General features: G+C 58.1%; 12 protein-coding genes and 1 pseudogene. 5 read left to right on the forward strand and 8 right to left on the reverse strand.

The genetic code is table 11. The features are described 5' to 3' along the window. Positions 1–69: 69 nt before the first annotated feature. A pseudogene (locus tag ABKW30_RS27925) lies at positions 70–1525 on the reverse strand (ISL3 family transposase); the annotation flags it as partial. 190 nt (positions 1526–1715) lie between these two features. Between ABKW30_RS27925 and ABKW30_RS27930 the strand changes: the two are divergent. From ABKW30_RS27930 to ABKW30_RS27945, 4 genes are all read left to right on the forward strand, one after another. Further along, entirely contained in the window at positions 1716–2846 is a 1131-nt protein-coding gene (locus ABKW30_RS27930) for a four-carbon acid sugar kinase family protein (protein WP_348602228.1), read from the forward strand. Position 2847: 1 nt separating this feature from the next. Further along, positions 2848–3888 (forward strand): 4-hydroxythreonine-4-phosphate dehydrogenase PdxA, encoded by a 1041-nt coding sequence (gene pdxA, locus ABKW30_RS27935; RefSeq protein WP_348602229.1) that lies wholly within the window; start codon positions 2848–2850, stop codon positions 3886–3888. Between the two features lie 25 nt (positions 3889–3913). Beyond that, positions 3914–5041, forward strand: a complete 1128-nt coding sequence (locus ABKW30_RS27940) for an iron-containing alcohol dehydrogenase (RefSeq protein WP_348602230.1) — start codon at positions 3914–3916, stop codon at positions 5039–5041. Positions 5042–5125: 84 nt separating this feature from the next. Further along, positions 5126–5533 carry a cupin domain-containing protein gene (locus ABKW30_RS27945; RefSeq protein ID WP_348602231.1) on the forward strand — a complete coding sequence of 136 codons (408 nt, stop codon included), beginning with the start codon at positions 5126–5128 and terminating at the stop codon, positions 5531–5533. 44 nt (positions 5534–5577) lie between these two features. Here the strand turns inward: ABKW30_RS27945 and ABKW30_RS27950 are convergent, their stop codons facing one another. The 7 genes from ABKW30_RS27950 to ABKW30_RS27980 form a co-directional block, all read right to left on the reverse strand. After that, positions 5578–6387 carry an SDR family oxidoreductase gene (locus ABKW30_RS27950; RefSeq protein WP_348602232.1) on the reverse strand — a complete coding sequence of 270 codons (810 nt, stop codon included), beginning with the start codon at positions 6385–6387 and terminating at the stop codon, positions 5578–5580. Positions 6388–6399: 12 nt separating this feature from the next. Then, a complete protein-coding gene (locus tag ABKW30_RS27955; RefSeq protein WP_348602233.1) occupies positions 6400–7086 on the reverse strand; it encodes an aspartate/glutamate racemase family protein in 687 nt (228 codons plus the stop codon). Between the two features lie 18 nt (positions 7087–7104). Continuing rightward, positions 7105–7935, reverse strand: coding sequence for a fumarylacetoacetate hydrolase family protein (locus ABKW30_RS27960; RefSeq protein WP_348602234.1), 831 nt, complete (start codon positions 7933–7935; stop codon positions 7105–7107). A 59-nt stretch (positions 7936–7994) separates the two neighbouring features. Further along, positions 7995–9536 carry an acetolactate synthase large subunit gene (locus tag ABKW30_RS27965; RefSeq protein WP_348602235.1) on the reverse strand — a complete coding sequence of 514 codons (1542 nt, stop codon included), beginning with the start codon at positions 9534–9536 and terminating at the stop codon, positions 7995–7997. 127 nt (positions 9537–9663) lie between these two features. Beyond that, the gene (leuD, locus tag ABKW30_RS27970; protein ID WP_348602236.1) at positions 9664–10293 is read right to left on the reverse strand and encodes a 3-isopropylmalate dehydratase small subunit; all 630 of its coding nucleotides are present in this window, start codon (positions 10291–10293) and stop codon (positions 9664–9666) included. 12 nt (positions 10294–10305) lie between these two features. Further along, complete coding sequence (gene leuC / locus ABKW30_RS27975) at positions 10306–11763, reverse strand: 3-isopropylmalate dehydratase large subunit (RefSeq protein ID WP_348602237.1); 1458 nt, start codon at positions 11761–11763, stop codon at positions 10306–10308. A gap of 17 nt (positions 11764–11780) precedes the next feature. Next, positions 11781–12551: an aldolase/citrate lyase family protein gene (locus ABKW30_RS27980; RefSeq protein WP_348602239.1), complete on the reverse strand. Its 771-nt coding sequence runs from the start codon at positions 12549–12551 to the stop codon at positions 11781–11783. 362 nt (positions 12552–12913) lie between these two features. On the opposite strand from ABKW30_RS27980, the gene ABKW30_RS27985 reads away from it, so the two are divergent. Beyond that, the gene (locus tag ABKW30_RS27985; RefSeq protein WP_348602240.1) at positions 12914–13960 is read left to right on the forward strand and encodes a LysR family transcriptional regulator; all 1047 of its coding nucleotides are present in this window, start codon (positions 12914–12916) and stop codon (positions 13958–13960) included. Positions 13961–14003: the final 43 nt, after the last annotated feature.

Raw genomic sequence — 14003 nt, forward strand, 5'->3', positions numbered from 1 at the left:
TGACAACCCAGGCTTTCTGAACTCGCCTAGGCAACGGTTGCCGTAAAGCCGGATGCGGGAAACCCGCCCGATTGCATTTTTGACGGCATCAGTATCCCGGCGCAAAACGCTGGCGAAACGCATGATCGCCGTGAGTTCGGTGTCAATGGCATCGTCGATCCATTTATCCAGTGTCTCCGAATTCCTGCTGCGCAAGATGCCGTTGAAGCGCATGGCCAAGTCACGCATTATGGCGAACACTGTCGAGCCCTGCTTCAAAGCATTGACCTTTCTGGTCTGAAGATCTGTCAGCAGGCCGCGCGGTTTTATGCACAAAGCTGCGGCCACCACAGACGAGATCACATGGCCGTTATCAGAATCGCGGACAGGTTCTGAAACATGCACATCTGGAGGCGGGTCGTCGGGTTGGATGTTTTCGGCTTCACGCCAAACCTTCAACAGGCACTCCAGATTGGAACGACTGCCCGTTTAGCCGCGGTTCTTGACATCGTGAAACAGATGGCGCCCAATACGGTTTCCATTCTTCCGGCATTCAGCCAGAAAAGTTTCAAAATACAACGGCGATGTCGGATTCAATGCTGCCCGGTTTCTGTCTCGAGGTGCGGTAGAGGTGAGCCAATTCGCGATGCTGCGGCGCTCGTGTCCGATCCGTCTTGCAATCTCGCTGTAGGTGAGGCCTGCTGGCGCAAAGCTTGAAGCGTGACAAATATTTCCTGACGGGATTGTCTGTGCTGCAAGCGGGCTCGGCGGTGTTGTGCCGTCGCGCTGGCGATCGCATCTTCGGAGAGAATGGGTCTGACATGGGCGTGGCCATCAACGCTCATCTGTTCCCTGCTCGCCGCCCTGAGGTTTTGGACCAGATGAAAACGGTCAGCCACCTGGCGCGCCTGCGGTGCGCCCTCCCTGGCTGCCCGGGCATACAGGCCACAGCGATCCCGGCTGACAACTTCGATCGTCGGACGTTCTTGCAACCATGCTTTTGCGCTCTCCACGCTGCGGTCGTCCAGAATATCGACGACCGATTGACACTCAAGATCGACCATAATCGTGCCGTACCGCGAGGAATGCCGCCAGCTCCAATCATCAATGCCCACAACCCGAATATTGTCTTTTTGTATGAACGCCGGATTATTGCGCTTCAGTTGCCGCAAGATCGTGTCGTCACTGACCGGCATGCCGAGCCGATGCATCAAGTATTCACCCGGGCGACCGCCCATCTTGTGGCCACTCAGTCGTACAATCTCGGCCATCCGTCCAGTTCGTCGCGTGTAGGGTGAAGCAATCTCGGGCAACCTGTCGGTGAAGGTGCGTCGCCCGCATTTCCGCTGCCTGCACTGCCACCGGTTCAGTGCGAGTTTGATTTCCACAACCTGACCCTGAACAGGCAAGTCCTGGAGGCGGCGGTTGTGCCAGCCGTGCCGGTGCCGGCTTCGCCTTCGCAATCCGGGCAGATACCGCCAGGTTTCCCAGCGGCAGAAACAACCCAGTTTTCTTCATCTTGAACGGTACACCTGGACCGGGGGATCAATTCAATTGCGTTCGCATCCCCGCAGATAGCAATCGCGGCGCTAACAAAAATTGAGGAAGAACCGTTCATTCCGGTAATGACGGCCGAATGCCATATTCAGAAGGCTATGCCGGTTGCCTTTCGAGCTCAAGTTATATTTAGTATTAGTATGAATGACTAATCGAGTCGTAAGCGTGGGAACAAGCAAATGTCAGCGATTGAGCCAACTGCCATCACGGAGTTGAGGCTGCTCGCCGACGATGTTACCGGTGCACTAGATACGGCGGCACAGTTTACCGCAGCGCTAGGTCCGATACCGGTGCACTGGGGCAGTGATATGCGCATTGTTTCTGGGAGTATGGGGCTCGACAGCGCAACGCGTGAAGGTTCCACGGCCGACGCAGCGGCGAAAATTGCCACCCTGGCTACCGTGCTTATCGCCGGGCCGGACATTCTTGCATTCAAGAAACTCGACAGTCTTTTGCGCGGACACGACGCAGTCGAAATAAATATGTGCTTGCAAGTTATAAAACCAACCTATTGCATTGTCGCACCAGCCTTTCCGTTCCAGCACCGGGTGACGCGTGGCGGGCGGCAATACACTCTGGAAAATGCCGATTGGAGGCTTATTCCAAGCGATCTTGCGCGTGATTTGACCAAACTTGGCCATCAAGTCACGATCTGTCGCCCGGCCGATGCGGTCCCAAACGGCATAAGCATATGGGATGCCTCGACCGATAGCGATCTTGCTGCGATCGCAGCAAAAGGGCGCGCTCTGGGCGACGTTCTATGGTGCGGTAGTAGCGGTCTGGCCGGGGCTCTTGTGGATTTACGCGCACCAAACGAACCGGTTCAACCGCTCCGGTGTCCAATTTTTGGTCTTTTCGGTTCCAACCACCCGTCTACAGTGGCTCAACTCGAACAGTGCGGTCCCCTACACATGCGGCTCGACGATGGAAGCATTAACTCGGCAAAGCGCATTGCGCGCGGTTTGAAAATGGACGGAACCGTTTTTGCGAGTTTCAACCTGCCGGCCGGGCTTGCCCGGGCCGAAGCAGCTGCGAGAATCAACTCCGAAATGGCACGTCTTGTCCAGCACATTGATCCACCCGGGGCGCTTATCGTTGCCGGAGGTGAAACGCTGCGTGCGCTTTGCATATCCCTCGGTGCCGTTCGGCTCGATGTGCAGGGACAAATCATGCAAGGAGTGCCGCGTTCCATTATGCGCGGCGGCCGCTTCGACGGCGTCGAAGTCCTCTCAAAATCGGGCGCCTTCGGTGCCCCGTCTTTCTTGCAGCATCTGGTTGGCGCCTGGCCATTACAATCGAAGGAATGTTAAATTGAACCCTCATATCGCAATTACCATGGGTGATCCTGCTGGAATCGGTCCGGAGATCATTGTCAAGGCCTGCCTCAAACTGCGTGAAAACATCCAGAGCGGCAAGCTGCGCCTGCTCATCATCGGCAGCAATATTTCCCTGCTTTCGGCCCGTGACGCGCTTGGTGCCGATATTGATTTTCCCGTAGTGAATGAACACGACCAATGGCCACATCTTTCTTGTCTTCAGGCTGGCCCCGAAGGTGAGCAAATAAAACCGGGTGTTCTCTCGATCGATGGCGGGCGCTTTGCCTATCTCGCGGTGGAGCGTGCAGTGCGTCTGGCCGAGGCAGGCCGCATTCAGGGATTGGTGACTGCACCTTTGAACAAGGAGGCCTTGAACAAGGCAGGTTATCATTTTGCCGGACATACCGACATGCTGGCGGATCTCACCGGGGCCAAAGGTTCGGTGATGATGCTCGCCCATGGCGGCATGCGCGTCAGCCATTTGACGACACATATTCCGTTGCAGGATGTGCCAGCCAAGCTGACGCCGGAACGGCTTCGCTATGTCATCGACCGCACACATGAGGCGCTGCAGGGCCTCGGTCTCGAACGCCAGCGCATCGCCATCGCCGCCTTGAACCCGCATGCGGGCGAGGGCGGGTTGTTCGGCCGTCAGGATATCGATGTGACCGAGCCATTGGTGGCGCGCTGCGTTGCCGAGGGGCTTGATGTCGTCGGGCCAATTCCGGGCGATACCATCTTTGTCAAGCTGCGAGGCGGCCAGTACGATGCGGTGGTGGCCATGTATCACGATCAGGGCCATATCCCAGTCAAGTTACTAGGCTTCAACATCAATCCGGAGACCGGAACCTGGGATGCCCTGTCCGGCGTCAACATCACATTGGGTCTGCCGATCGTCCGTACCTCGGTTGACCATGGCACGGCCTTCGATATCGCCGGCAAGGGCATTGCCAACGAACTCAGCCTGATCGAAGCCATCGAATATGCTGAGCGTCTCGCTGCTACGCTTACTGCCCGGGCGGCCGCTGCCGCTTAACCTGACCCGCATAGGATTTTCTATCATGCCGAACCTGTCAACGCTCATCACGCTCGTCCGTCCCCACCTCATCGAATTTGGCGCGGGGATGGCATCCAAGGCGGGCAGCTGGGCCGTAGCCAATGGCTTTAAGCGCATCCTTGTCGTGGCTGATGCTTTCAATGCCCGGTGGGTCGACGTGCTTGGCCTCAGCGGCGAAATCACTATCTTCGGTGATGTCCGCCCGGAACCGGATGTTCCCAATCTCGAAGCGCTTGTTGCCGTAGGCGAAGCTGCAAAGCCAGATCTTGTCATCGGTTTTGGCGGCGGCAGCGTCATGGACCTGGCAAAGCTTGCCGCAGTCCTGCCGGGAAGCGGCCAGACGATTGCCGATGTGGCCGGAGCAGAGCGGGTCGCGGGCAAGCGTGCGGCACTCATTCAGGTGCCCACCACTTCAGGAACTGGCAGCGAGGCCGGAACGCGGGCGCTGGTTACCGATCCCGCAACCCAGAACAAGGTCGCGGTGCAGAGCAATTACATGCTCGCCGATCTCGCAGTCATCGATCCTGCGCTAACCTTGAGTCTCCCTGCGCAAGTAACATCGGCTGGCGGGGTGGATGCCATGGCGCACTGCGTAGAGGCCTTCACCAGCCTTCGCGCCCATCCGCTGATCGATATGTATGCGCTTGAGGGTGTGCGCCTTGTCGGAAGATTTCTCGGCCGGGCCATCGCCGATGGCAGCGATCTCGAAGCGCGTGCCGGTTTATCGCTCGCTTCGCTTTATGGCGGCTATTGCCTCGGTCCCGTCAACACCACGTCCGGACATGCGGTTTCCTATCCACTCGGGACGCGCCATCATGTTGCCCATGGTGCGGCCAATGCGCTGATCTTCCCGCACACGCTTGCCTTTAATGCGCCCGCGGCGCCGGAAAAAACCGCAGCCATTCTTGCTGCGCTTGGCATTGCATCGGGCAAGCAGGAAAACGTGTTCGATGCGGCTCATGATTTCTGTTCCAAGCTTGGTTGTGAGATGCGGTTGTCTGGCTTTGGCGTGCCCCGCGACGATCTTGCCGCAATGGCCACCGAGGCACATGCCATCCGCCGTCTCCTGGACAATAATCCGCGTGACATGAGCCGCGACGACATTCTTGCCGTGTATGAGGCGGCCTATTGAAATAATGCAGCGATGCTTTGCGTTCTGGCATTGCGCCTCATCCTTATTTATTATACTCAGTATAAGAAACAAGGAGACCCACGAATGTCTGAACCTCTCATCCTCAAAGTCGAAGAAATCCGGAAAATCAATCGCGGCGGCGGCATCGTCACTACGCCCTTGGTCACCGTGCATTCCCTGCCGGACGCCAAATTCACCACGGGCATGAGCGTCTATCCAAAGGGCAAGGGAGCGCCCCTGCACGTGCACAATTGCGATGAGCAGGTGACGCTGCTTGAAGGTGAGGGCGTTGTTGAAATCGAGGGTGTGATCACGCCCCTGGTGCCTTACGACAGCACCTATATCCAGGCTGGCCGGGAGCACGCATTCCGTAATACCGGCGAGCAGCCGATGCGTATTCTATGGATCTATGGCGCGCAGATCGTGACGCGGACATTTGCGGGAAGCGATGATGAAGTCGAGCATCTCTCCGCCAAGGACCTGATGGGCTGAATCAGCCCACCAGTTTGCCGGTCTGCATCTGAAGGGATTTCCCCTCAGGTGCGGGTCGTGGCGGTCAGGGCACCGTCGATGACGAGCTCGGTTCCCGAAATATAGCGGGCCTTGTCGGAAGCAAGGAATACCGCGGCATGAGCCACGTCCCAGGCATCGCCCATGAAGCCCACCGGGACCTGCTTGTTGCGGCGTGCCAGCATGTCTTCTTCCGAAGCGCCGTAAGTCCGCTGCAGGGTAACGCGAATGCGCGGCGTATCCATCAGGCCGACAACGATCGTATTGGCACGAATGCCGAATTCCGCGTATTCCGCCGCGACCAGACGCGAGAAATGGTTGGCCGCTGCCTTGGTGACATTATAGGCGAGATGCGGAAAACCGAGATAACGCAGGCTTCCAACCGAAGAGGTGGTCAGGATCACGCCGCGATGGTTCTCCTTCATTACCGGGATCACGGCTTGCGTTGCCAGATGCAATGACAGCAGGTTGGCGTCTGAAATGCGGCGCCAGTCATCACCAGTGGTCTGGCTGGAATCGCCCGCCTTGCCGATGCCGATATTGTTGTGCAGCACATCGATCGTATTGTACCTTGCGCGGATGGCGCTGACGACCTGCGCAATGCTCTTCTCATCGGAAGCATCGACCTCAAACGCTTCGGCTTCGCCGCCTTCGCTGCGAATGATTTCAGCCGCTTCTTCCGCTGCGCTCAGGACGCGGTCGCACACGGCAACCTTCCCCCCGGCGCGCCCATAGGCAACCGAGATGGCCTTGCCGATGCCCCAGCCGGGGGTGACCGAACCGCCACCCATGACCACACATGTACGATCTTTAAGGTCGTTGTTTTTTTCAATCATTGTCTTTCTCCTCTAGACCAGTTCCGTTTTCGTGCCGGTCCCCGGCAGGAGCGAGCGGAAATGGAGAATGCCGAGTTCAGGGCTCGACAGAATGGGTATGCCGGTTTCCTCGAAGCGGGGATCAGCTGCGGCGCGTGCCATCGACGCCTGGGCAAGAACGATGACGTCGACTTCCTGTTCCAGCGCGGCAATGCCTTCAACGATTGCCGTGTCATGTCCGGCGCGGTCCCCAGCGGAAAGACGTTCGAACGCCCGGTCGCAAAGGCGGGCGATGATTGTTGGCTGATAGCCCTGTTGCGTTGCCCGCGTCCGGATCAGGTCCTCGGTTGGTCGCAGCGTCGATGCCAGTGTCGCCAGCACGCCGATGCGTTTTCCTGTTGTCAATGCGAGGTCGACCATACCTTCATCGACACGTACGAGCGGCACCGGGCAGAATGGACGGGCTGCATCAACCGCGGGCCCGATGGACGAACAGGTCACCAGAATGGCTTCCGCTCCACCATCCACCGCAGACCTGATATAATTGGCCACGCGTTGCATCGTTCCTTTCGTCAGCTCACCCTGCTTGATCGTGTTACGAAGCAGGCTTTCATCGACGATGTTGAACGGCGTCCAATCCGGCAGATATCTTGCCGCAAGCTCCTCGAATACCGGTACGAGATCGGTCACCGTGTGCAAAAATGCCAATGATCTAGCCATGAGATTAGCCTCCAGTGGTCAGCCGACCGTGTTCGACAACATGCCGAGCTCACTGATTTCGATTTCGATTTTGTCACCGGGGCGCAGGAAGCGCTGTGGGTCCATGGAACCGCCGGAGCCTGATGGCGTACCGGTTGCAATGATGTCGCCGGGCTTCAGGGTGGTAAATTGCGAGATGTGGCTGATGATGTAAGGGATGTCGAAGAGCATCAGATCCATATTGGCGTTCTGCACTTCCTCGTCGTTCCAGCGCGTCACCAGATCCAGCTTCATCGGGTCGGAAACTTCGTCAGCGGTCACCACATAGGGACCGCAGCTGCTCGAGTGATAGAAGTTCTTGCCGGATACAAGACTGTGTTTCTGCCAGTCGCGCACTGAGCCATCGTTTAGAAGCGTGTAGCCGAAGACATGGCTATAGGCTTCCTCTTCGAGGATATGCCGGCCGCCGCGTCCGATGACGACGGCGAGTTCGCCTTCGTAGTCGAGATTTTGCGAAACCTCACCCGGATGCTCCAGAGTCTGCTCGTGTCCGACAAATGTTTCCACAAGCTTCAGGAAGATCGTCGGCCGTTCCGGAGCTTTCGAAATGACACCCGCAATCGGGTGCTTCTTGAGAAAGTTGATACCGACGCAGAACACCCGGACGTTTTCACCAAGCGGCGCCTCATAGGTTACCTTATCGGGATCGAACGAATTTCCGCCTTGGCTTTCTGGCGCCCGCAACCGTTCGAGATTGCCGCTGTCGAGGGTCTCGGCCATATCGGTAAACCCGGACAGCTCGACGATCTTGCCATCCGAAAGGGTGCCAAGCCGTGTCCGGCCATCGGCGGTAAATTTAACCAAGCGCATTGTGTTGCTCGCAATCTCTGTGGAATTGAACTCTGCAGGAACGGGGCAGACCGAACCGGCTATGTCATCAATTCGATCAGGAACGGACCCTTTTTGCTATTGGCTGTCTCGAACAATTTGGTGAATTCTTCCATATTTCCGGCGCGTGCGGCTTCGACGCCCATGCTGTTTGCAAGGCCAACCCAGTTGATGTCTGGCCTGCCGATATCAAGCATGTCCATCGCCGTCCGCCCCGGATTGGCGCCAACATTGGCGAGTTCGCCGAGTAGGATGCCGTATTTGCGATTGGACAGGACCACCGTGGTAACAGGCAGGTTTTCGCGGGCTTGGGTCCAAAGGCCTTGCACTGTGAACATGCCGGATCCGTCCGCTTGCAGGTTGATCACCCGGCGGTCAGGTGCCGCTACGGCAGCGCCGGTTGCCATGGGGATGCCACTGCCGATAGCGCCGCCGGTCAGCTGCAGCCAGTCATGCGGCGCCGCGCCAGCGAGACCGTTGAAGAAGGGCCGGCCGAAGCTGACGCTCTCATCGACGATGATCGAATTTTCGGGCATAAGCGCTGCCAAGGTCTGCGTCACGGCATCAGCATTGATACCACCACTTCTGACCGGATCCGCCCGCTTTGCAACGGGCGGCAAATCGACCTTCGGAGCCGACAGTTCATCGGCAAGGGCGGCAAGCGCTGCGGGCATATCCTGCTCGGGACGCGCGAACACGTGGATTGTCGCATCCTCCGGGTAGAGGCGGCCTGGCTTGTTAGGGTATGCGAACGGTGCCACCGGTGCTTCTGCGCCCACGAGGATGATGTGCTTGCTGCCAGCCAGCGTCGCGATAGCCTGATCGACGCCATACATCAGGCGTTCGATCGGTGCACGGCCTTGCCCACGTTCGACGCGGCCATTGAACACCTGCGCCATGATTTTTGCACCGGTCGCGTGGGCGATGCGGTAAGCATCGGCAAGCGCGCCACTGCGCAGTGCCGAACCGCTCATCAGGATAAAACAGGGCTCCGAACCCCGTAGCAATCGGGCGATCTCGGTTACGCGATGCGGGGCAACCTGAGTGGGATCAGGCGGCCTCAGCATTTCCGCAACGATGCCGCCATCTTCCCAGCAAGTGTCGGCGGGCGCGATCAGGGTTGCGATCTGTCCGGGAGATGTGCGCGCGGCTTGGATGGCCACCGCAGCATCACGGCCGATTGTCGCTGCCGATGTCGCCGTGCGGGTCCAGGCGGAGACGCCGCGCGCCCAGCCTTCGGTATCAGCCGTCAATGCCGGATCGAGAGGCCGGTGGTAGCTCGCCTGATCTCCGACGATATTCAAGATGGATGTCTTGGCGCGCCGCGCATTGTGAAGGTTGGACAAGCCGTTCGCGAGGCCAGGACCACAATGCAGAAGCGTCACCGCCGGGCTGCCGTTCATGCGGCCGAAACCGTCCGCTGCGCCAGTAACGACGCTTTCGGTAAGGCCGAGAATGCACCGCATCCCGGGCACGCGATCTAGCGCGGCAACAAAATGCATTTCGCTTGTACCTGGATTGGCAAAGCATGTCGTAATGCCCGAAGCTAGCAGCGTATGGACAAGACTCTCGGCACCGTTCACGACAACTCTCCCTTTGAAGTCTATATTTGGAGATAAGCCAGAATGTCCAGCTTGTGCTCCATTCATAAGTCAGGCGACTACATTCACCACCGGAAAACGCATGGGCGTTTTCCGGCTCATCACCCGGTCAGATATTGGCCGACGTCGGCAACCAGGGAAACGCCTTGCGCCGTGTGGTCTCGAAATCGATAATCGCTTCCTTGTGCTCCAGCGTCACGTCGATATCATCGATGCCGTGGATCAGGCGATCCTTGCGCAGCGGATTGATATCGAAGGGATGACGTCTTCCATCCGCGTCGATCAGAACCTGATCGGGCAGATCGATGGTGAGTTCGACACCGGGCTTGGCACGCAGTTGTTCCCAGATTTCGCTGATGGTCAGCTCCGGCAGCACAACCGGCAAGATGCCATTCTGCAGGCAGTTGCCATAGAAGATTTCGGCAAAGCTGGGGCCGACCAGTGCACGGAAACCATAGTCCATGACGGCATAGGCAGCGCCTTCACGCGACGAGCCGCAGCCGAAATCAGCGCCGGTAACGACAATCGAGGCCTTGCTGTATGAGGGCTGGTTCAACGAGAATTCCGGGCGGGGATGGCCCTTTTCGTCAAATCGCAGATCGTAAAGAAAAGCCTCGGAATAATCGTGACCAGGGCGGCGATGGCGGCGCATGAAACGGCCAGGCAGGATCATACCCGTATCGATCTTCGCGATCTCCAGCGGAACGGCGGTCGCCGTCAAAACGGTAAATGGCTGCATGTTTTTCTCCTGTCAGTTCCGCACGGCGCTTGCAGAGGCGCTGAATGACGAAGGGGTATCGAACGTATGTCTGATATCGGCGAGATGACCGGCAACGGCGGCGGCTGCAACCATGGAAGGGCTCATGATATGGGTCATGGCATTCCGGCCCTGGCGGCCCTCGAAGTTGCGGTTTGTCGTTGATGCGCAACGCTCCCCGGCGGCGACGATTTCGCCATTGGAACCGTTGCACATGGAACAGCCGGAGTCGCGCCAGTCTAGACCGGCGTCACGGAAAATCTGATCGAGGCCTTCCGCTTCCGCCTGACGCTTCACATCCGTGGAACCGGGAGAAACCATGCCTGGAACCACGGATTTACGGCCCTTCAGCACGGCGGCGGCGGAGCGCAGATCCTCGATGCGGCTGTTGACGCACGAACCGATGAAAACGCGGTCGATCGGAATATCGACGAACCGCGTCTTGGGCTTCAGGTTCATATAGTCGAGAGCGCGTTTGACGTGGCGTGCCCGTTCGACATCGGCGAACGATGCCGGATCCGGAACGAGACCATCGATGGGGGCGCAATCCTCCGGGCTGGTGCCCCAGGTGATCATAGGTGCCACTTCTGTCGCATCAATGCGGATTTCATGATCGAACACCGCGCCGTCGTCAGTCGGCAGTGTCTTCCAGTAGGCGACAGCTTTGTCCCAATCGGCACCTTTCGGCACCATCAGCCGGTTGGAAAGATCCTTGAAGGTTGTCTCGTCCGGGGCGATCATGCCGATGCGTGCGCCTGCCTCAATCGACATGTTGCAGATGGTCATGCGCGCTTCCATCGACATCGCCGAAATGGCGGTGCCCGCGTATTCGATCGCATAGCCGGTGGCGCCGCCGATGCCGGTCTTGCCGATGATAGTAAGAATGACGTCCTTGGCGGTGACACTCTCCGGCAAGGTGCCGTCTATTAGCACGCGCATGGTCTTCGGCCGGTGCAGCCAGACGGTCTGGGTGGCGATGACGTGACGCAGCTGGTTCGACCCGCCGATCGGAATGGCCAGCGCGCCATAGGCGCCATGGGTGGCGGTATGCGAATCGTTGCAGGTAATCAGCATGCCTGGCTGGGAGAAACCGAGCTCAGGCCCGACGACATGGGCGATACCCTGCTTTGGGTGGTTCATGTTGATATGAGGGAGGGCGAAATCCGTGGAATTATTGGCAAGCATTTCCACAACGTTGCGGATTTCCTTGTCCTCGATGCCCGCAGGGCCGCGTTCCCTGTTCTTGGTCGGCAGATAATGGTCGGTGATGGCAAGGTGCTGCTGCGGGCGGAGCGATTCGCGTCCTTCGATGCGAAGCTGATCGAAGGCCAGAAACGACTGGCCCTCATTAATGAAGTTGAAGTCAGCGTAGAGCAGATCTTCGCCCTGCGGCGAGGTCACGATGACATGCTCGTCCCAGATTTTCTGGAATAGTGTTTTTTTCTCGGTCAATTAATCTCTCCCAGGTTTCAGGCCTTCATGGCCTGTCTGGTGGCTTCAAGCTGACGGCGCGACGCTCCGACGAGCGTCTGCAAGTCACCGGCTATGGAAACGAGGTGGCAGCCCTTGGCCAGCCAATTGCTGGCGATTACCGGGTCGGTCGTGGACATGCCGGCGAACTTTCCTGCCTTGAGGATATTCTTCAACGCGTCGTCGATCGCGGCTACCACGGCAGGATGTTCGGTATTGCCGGTGTGGCCCATATCGGCGGCAAGATCGGCCGGGCCGAACAGAACCGCATCGACGCCCTGAACGCTGGCAATCTCGAAAGCCCGCAATGCGGCCGCATCCGATTCGATCTGCACGGCAAGGCAGATTCGGTCATCGACCGTGCTTTCATAGGTTGCGTCCGTTCCGTAGGAGTTACCGCGATGCACACGGGCGCGGCTGCGAATGCCGTTAGGCGGATATTGTGCCGCCGAGGCGGCCTGCTTGGCTTCTTCCGGTGTGTCGACCATCGGAACAACGATATTCTCCACACCGACGTCCAGAAGCCGCTGGATCAGCACATTATCATTGGAAGGGATACGGACAACTGTTTCCGCCTTTGTGCCTGCTATGGCATGCGCCTGCTGCAGAACGGACATGAGATCGTTGGGCGAATGCTCCATGTCGATGTAGATATAATCGAAACCGCAAAAGCCGAGAGCCTCGACCACGGTGGCGTTGCAAAGCTGGCTTCTGATCCCGACCTGAGGGATACCAGCCCGAAGCTTCTGCTTGAAAGACATTGAATTCATAACCACCGACCTCCACTGAACGTTCTGCTATGTTCCGCGATTCTCTGAAAACCGCGTCTATCGTACTGGCGAAGCCATTCCTCCGGCGCATTCGGCGAGGCTGCTCGAAGCTGTATTCTCAACTCTCTTTGAAGTTGCCGGTTGGGCTTGGCCTGCATGACCAAATGATGTTATATTTAGTATAATAGATTTTTCGCGGCGGCAATCGTTTTTTTGAAAATTTACGCTAGTATCGGCGGGGAGACGTTGACTTAGTTTGGGGTAGCCATTGAAATATGGGCGGAGGCCATGCATCCGCGCCTCCAATAGTGTAAGCGTTTCACTTTGGATATTATATTTGGGTTCACATTGAGAGGGCAGTAATGGCGAAAAAGCAGAGTCCGGGTCACTCGGCTTCCACCGGATCCGGAGACCGGACCAGTCAACTGAGCATCCGTCCCGGCCTGACCATCCGGGCCATTGAAATCTTTGTGGCGGTTGGAAAATCCGGCAGCATGAGTGCTGCGGCCGAGCGCTTGTCACTGTCGCAGCCGGCTATCTCCCAAGCTATCGGCATTATGGAAAACGCACTCGGCATCCAGCTGTTCGATCGGTCGTTCCGCCCGCCTGTGATGACCTTGCAGGCCACAGCCCTGATAAAATATGCCGAGGCCATCATCGACAGCATTGAGAAGTTTGACGGTGCGTTGCGCTTGGGGCATATGGCACAGCTGCCCTCGCTGCGCATCGGCATGCTCAACAGTTTTGCCGCGACGATGGGCCCGTTCATCATCGACCGGCTTCAGCATATCGCAGCCGAGCTGACGGTCGATTCGGGTTATGGCGCGACGCGGCTCAAATGCGTGGCCGATCGCGAATTCGACTTCATCGTCACCAGCGATGAATCGCCGCCGCCGCCGGAAGTGCAGATGCTGCCGATCCTGACCGAGCCGTTGCTGGTCGTCTATCCTGATTCCTACAAGGGCGACCCGACAAAGCTGCAAAAGCTCAGCGCCGATCTTGATCTTATTCGTTTTGGCCGCGATCCGTTCCTGATTTCGCGCATTGATCAATCATTGCGTGCCAAGGGCATTGCTCCACCTCATCGCTATCATCTGGATACCAACGAGGCCGCGCTGCAAATGGTGGCAGCTGGTTCCGGGTGGACTATCCTGCCGCCTCTGGCCATTTACAGGGCATTGGGCCGAGGCGAGGCGTTTCGCGTTGCGCTTTATCCGGAAGAGACCATGACCCGTACGCTTATGGTCGTGCTTCGCAATGATGAAGGGATTCACGTTGCCGAGCAGATCCACGCGGCGGCGGTCGGCGCGCTGCGCCAGCATTTCCTGCCGAGGGCCGAGGCCCTGATGCCGCAGATCGCTAAGCGGTTGGTGCTGCATGAGCTTGGCCCGTTAGCAAGCCGGGCTTAAGAAAATGGCGCACCAAGGCGCCATTTATTCTTTTGGATGCCTG

The sequence above is a fragment of the Phyllobacterium sp. SB3 genome (assembly GCF_040009165.1).
In the GTDB taxonomy this organism is placed as follows: domain Bacteria; phylum Pseudomonadota; class Alphaproteobacteria; order Rhizobiales; family Rhizobiaceae; genus Phyllobacterium.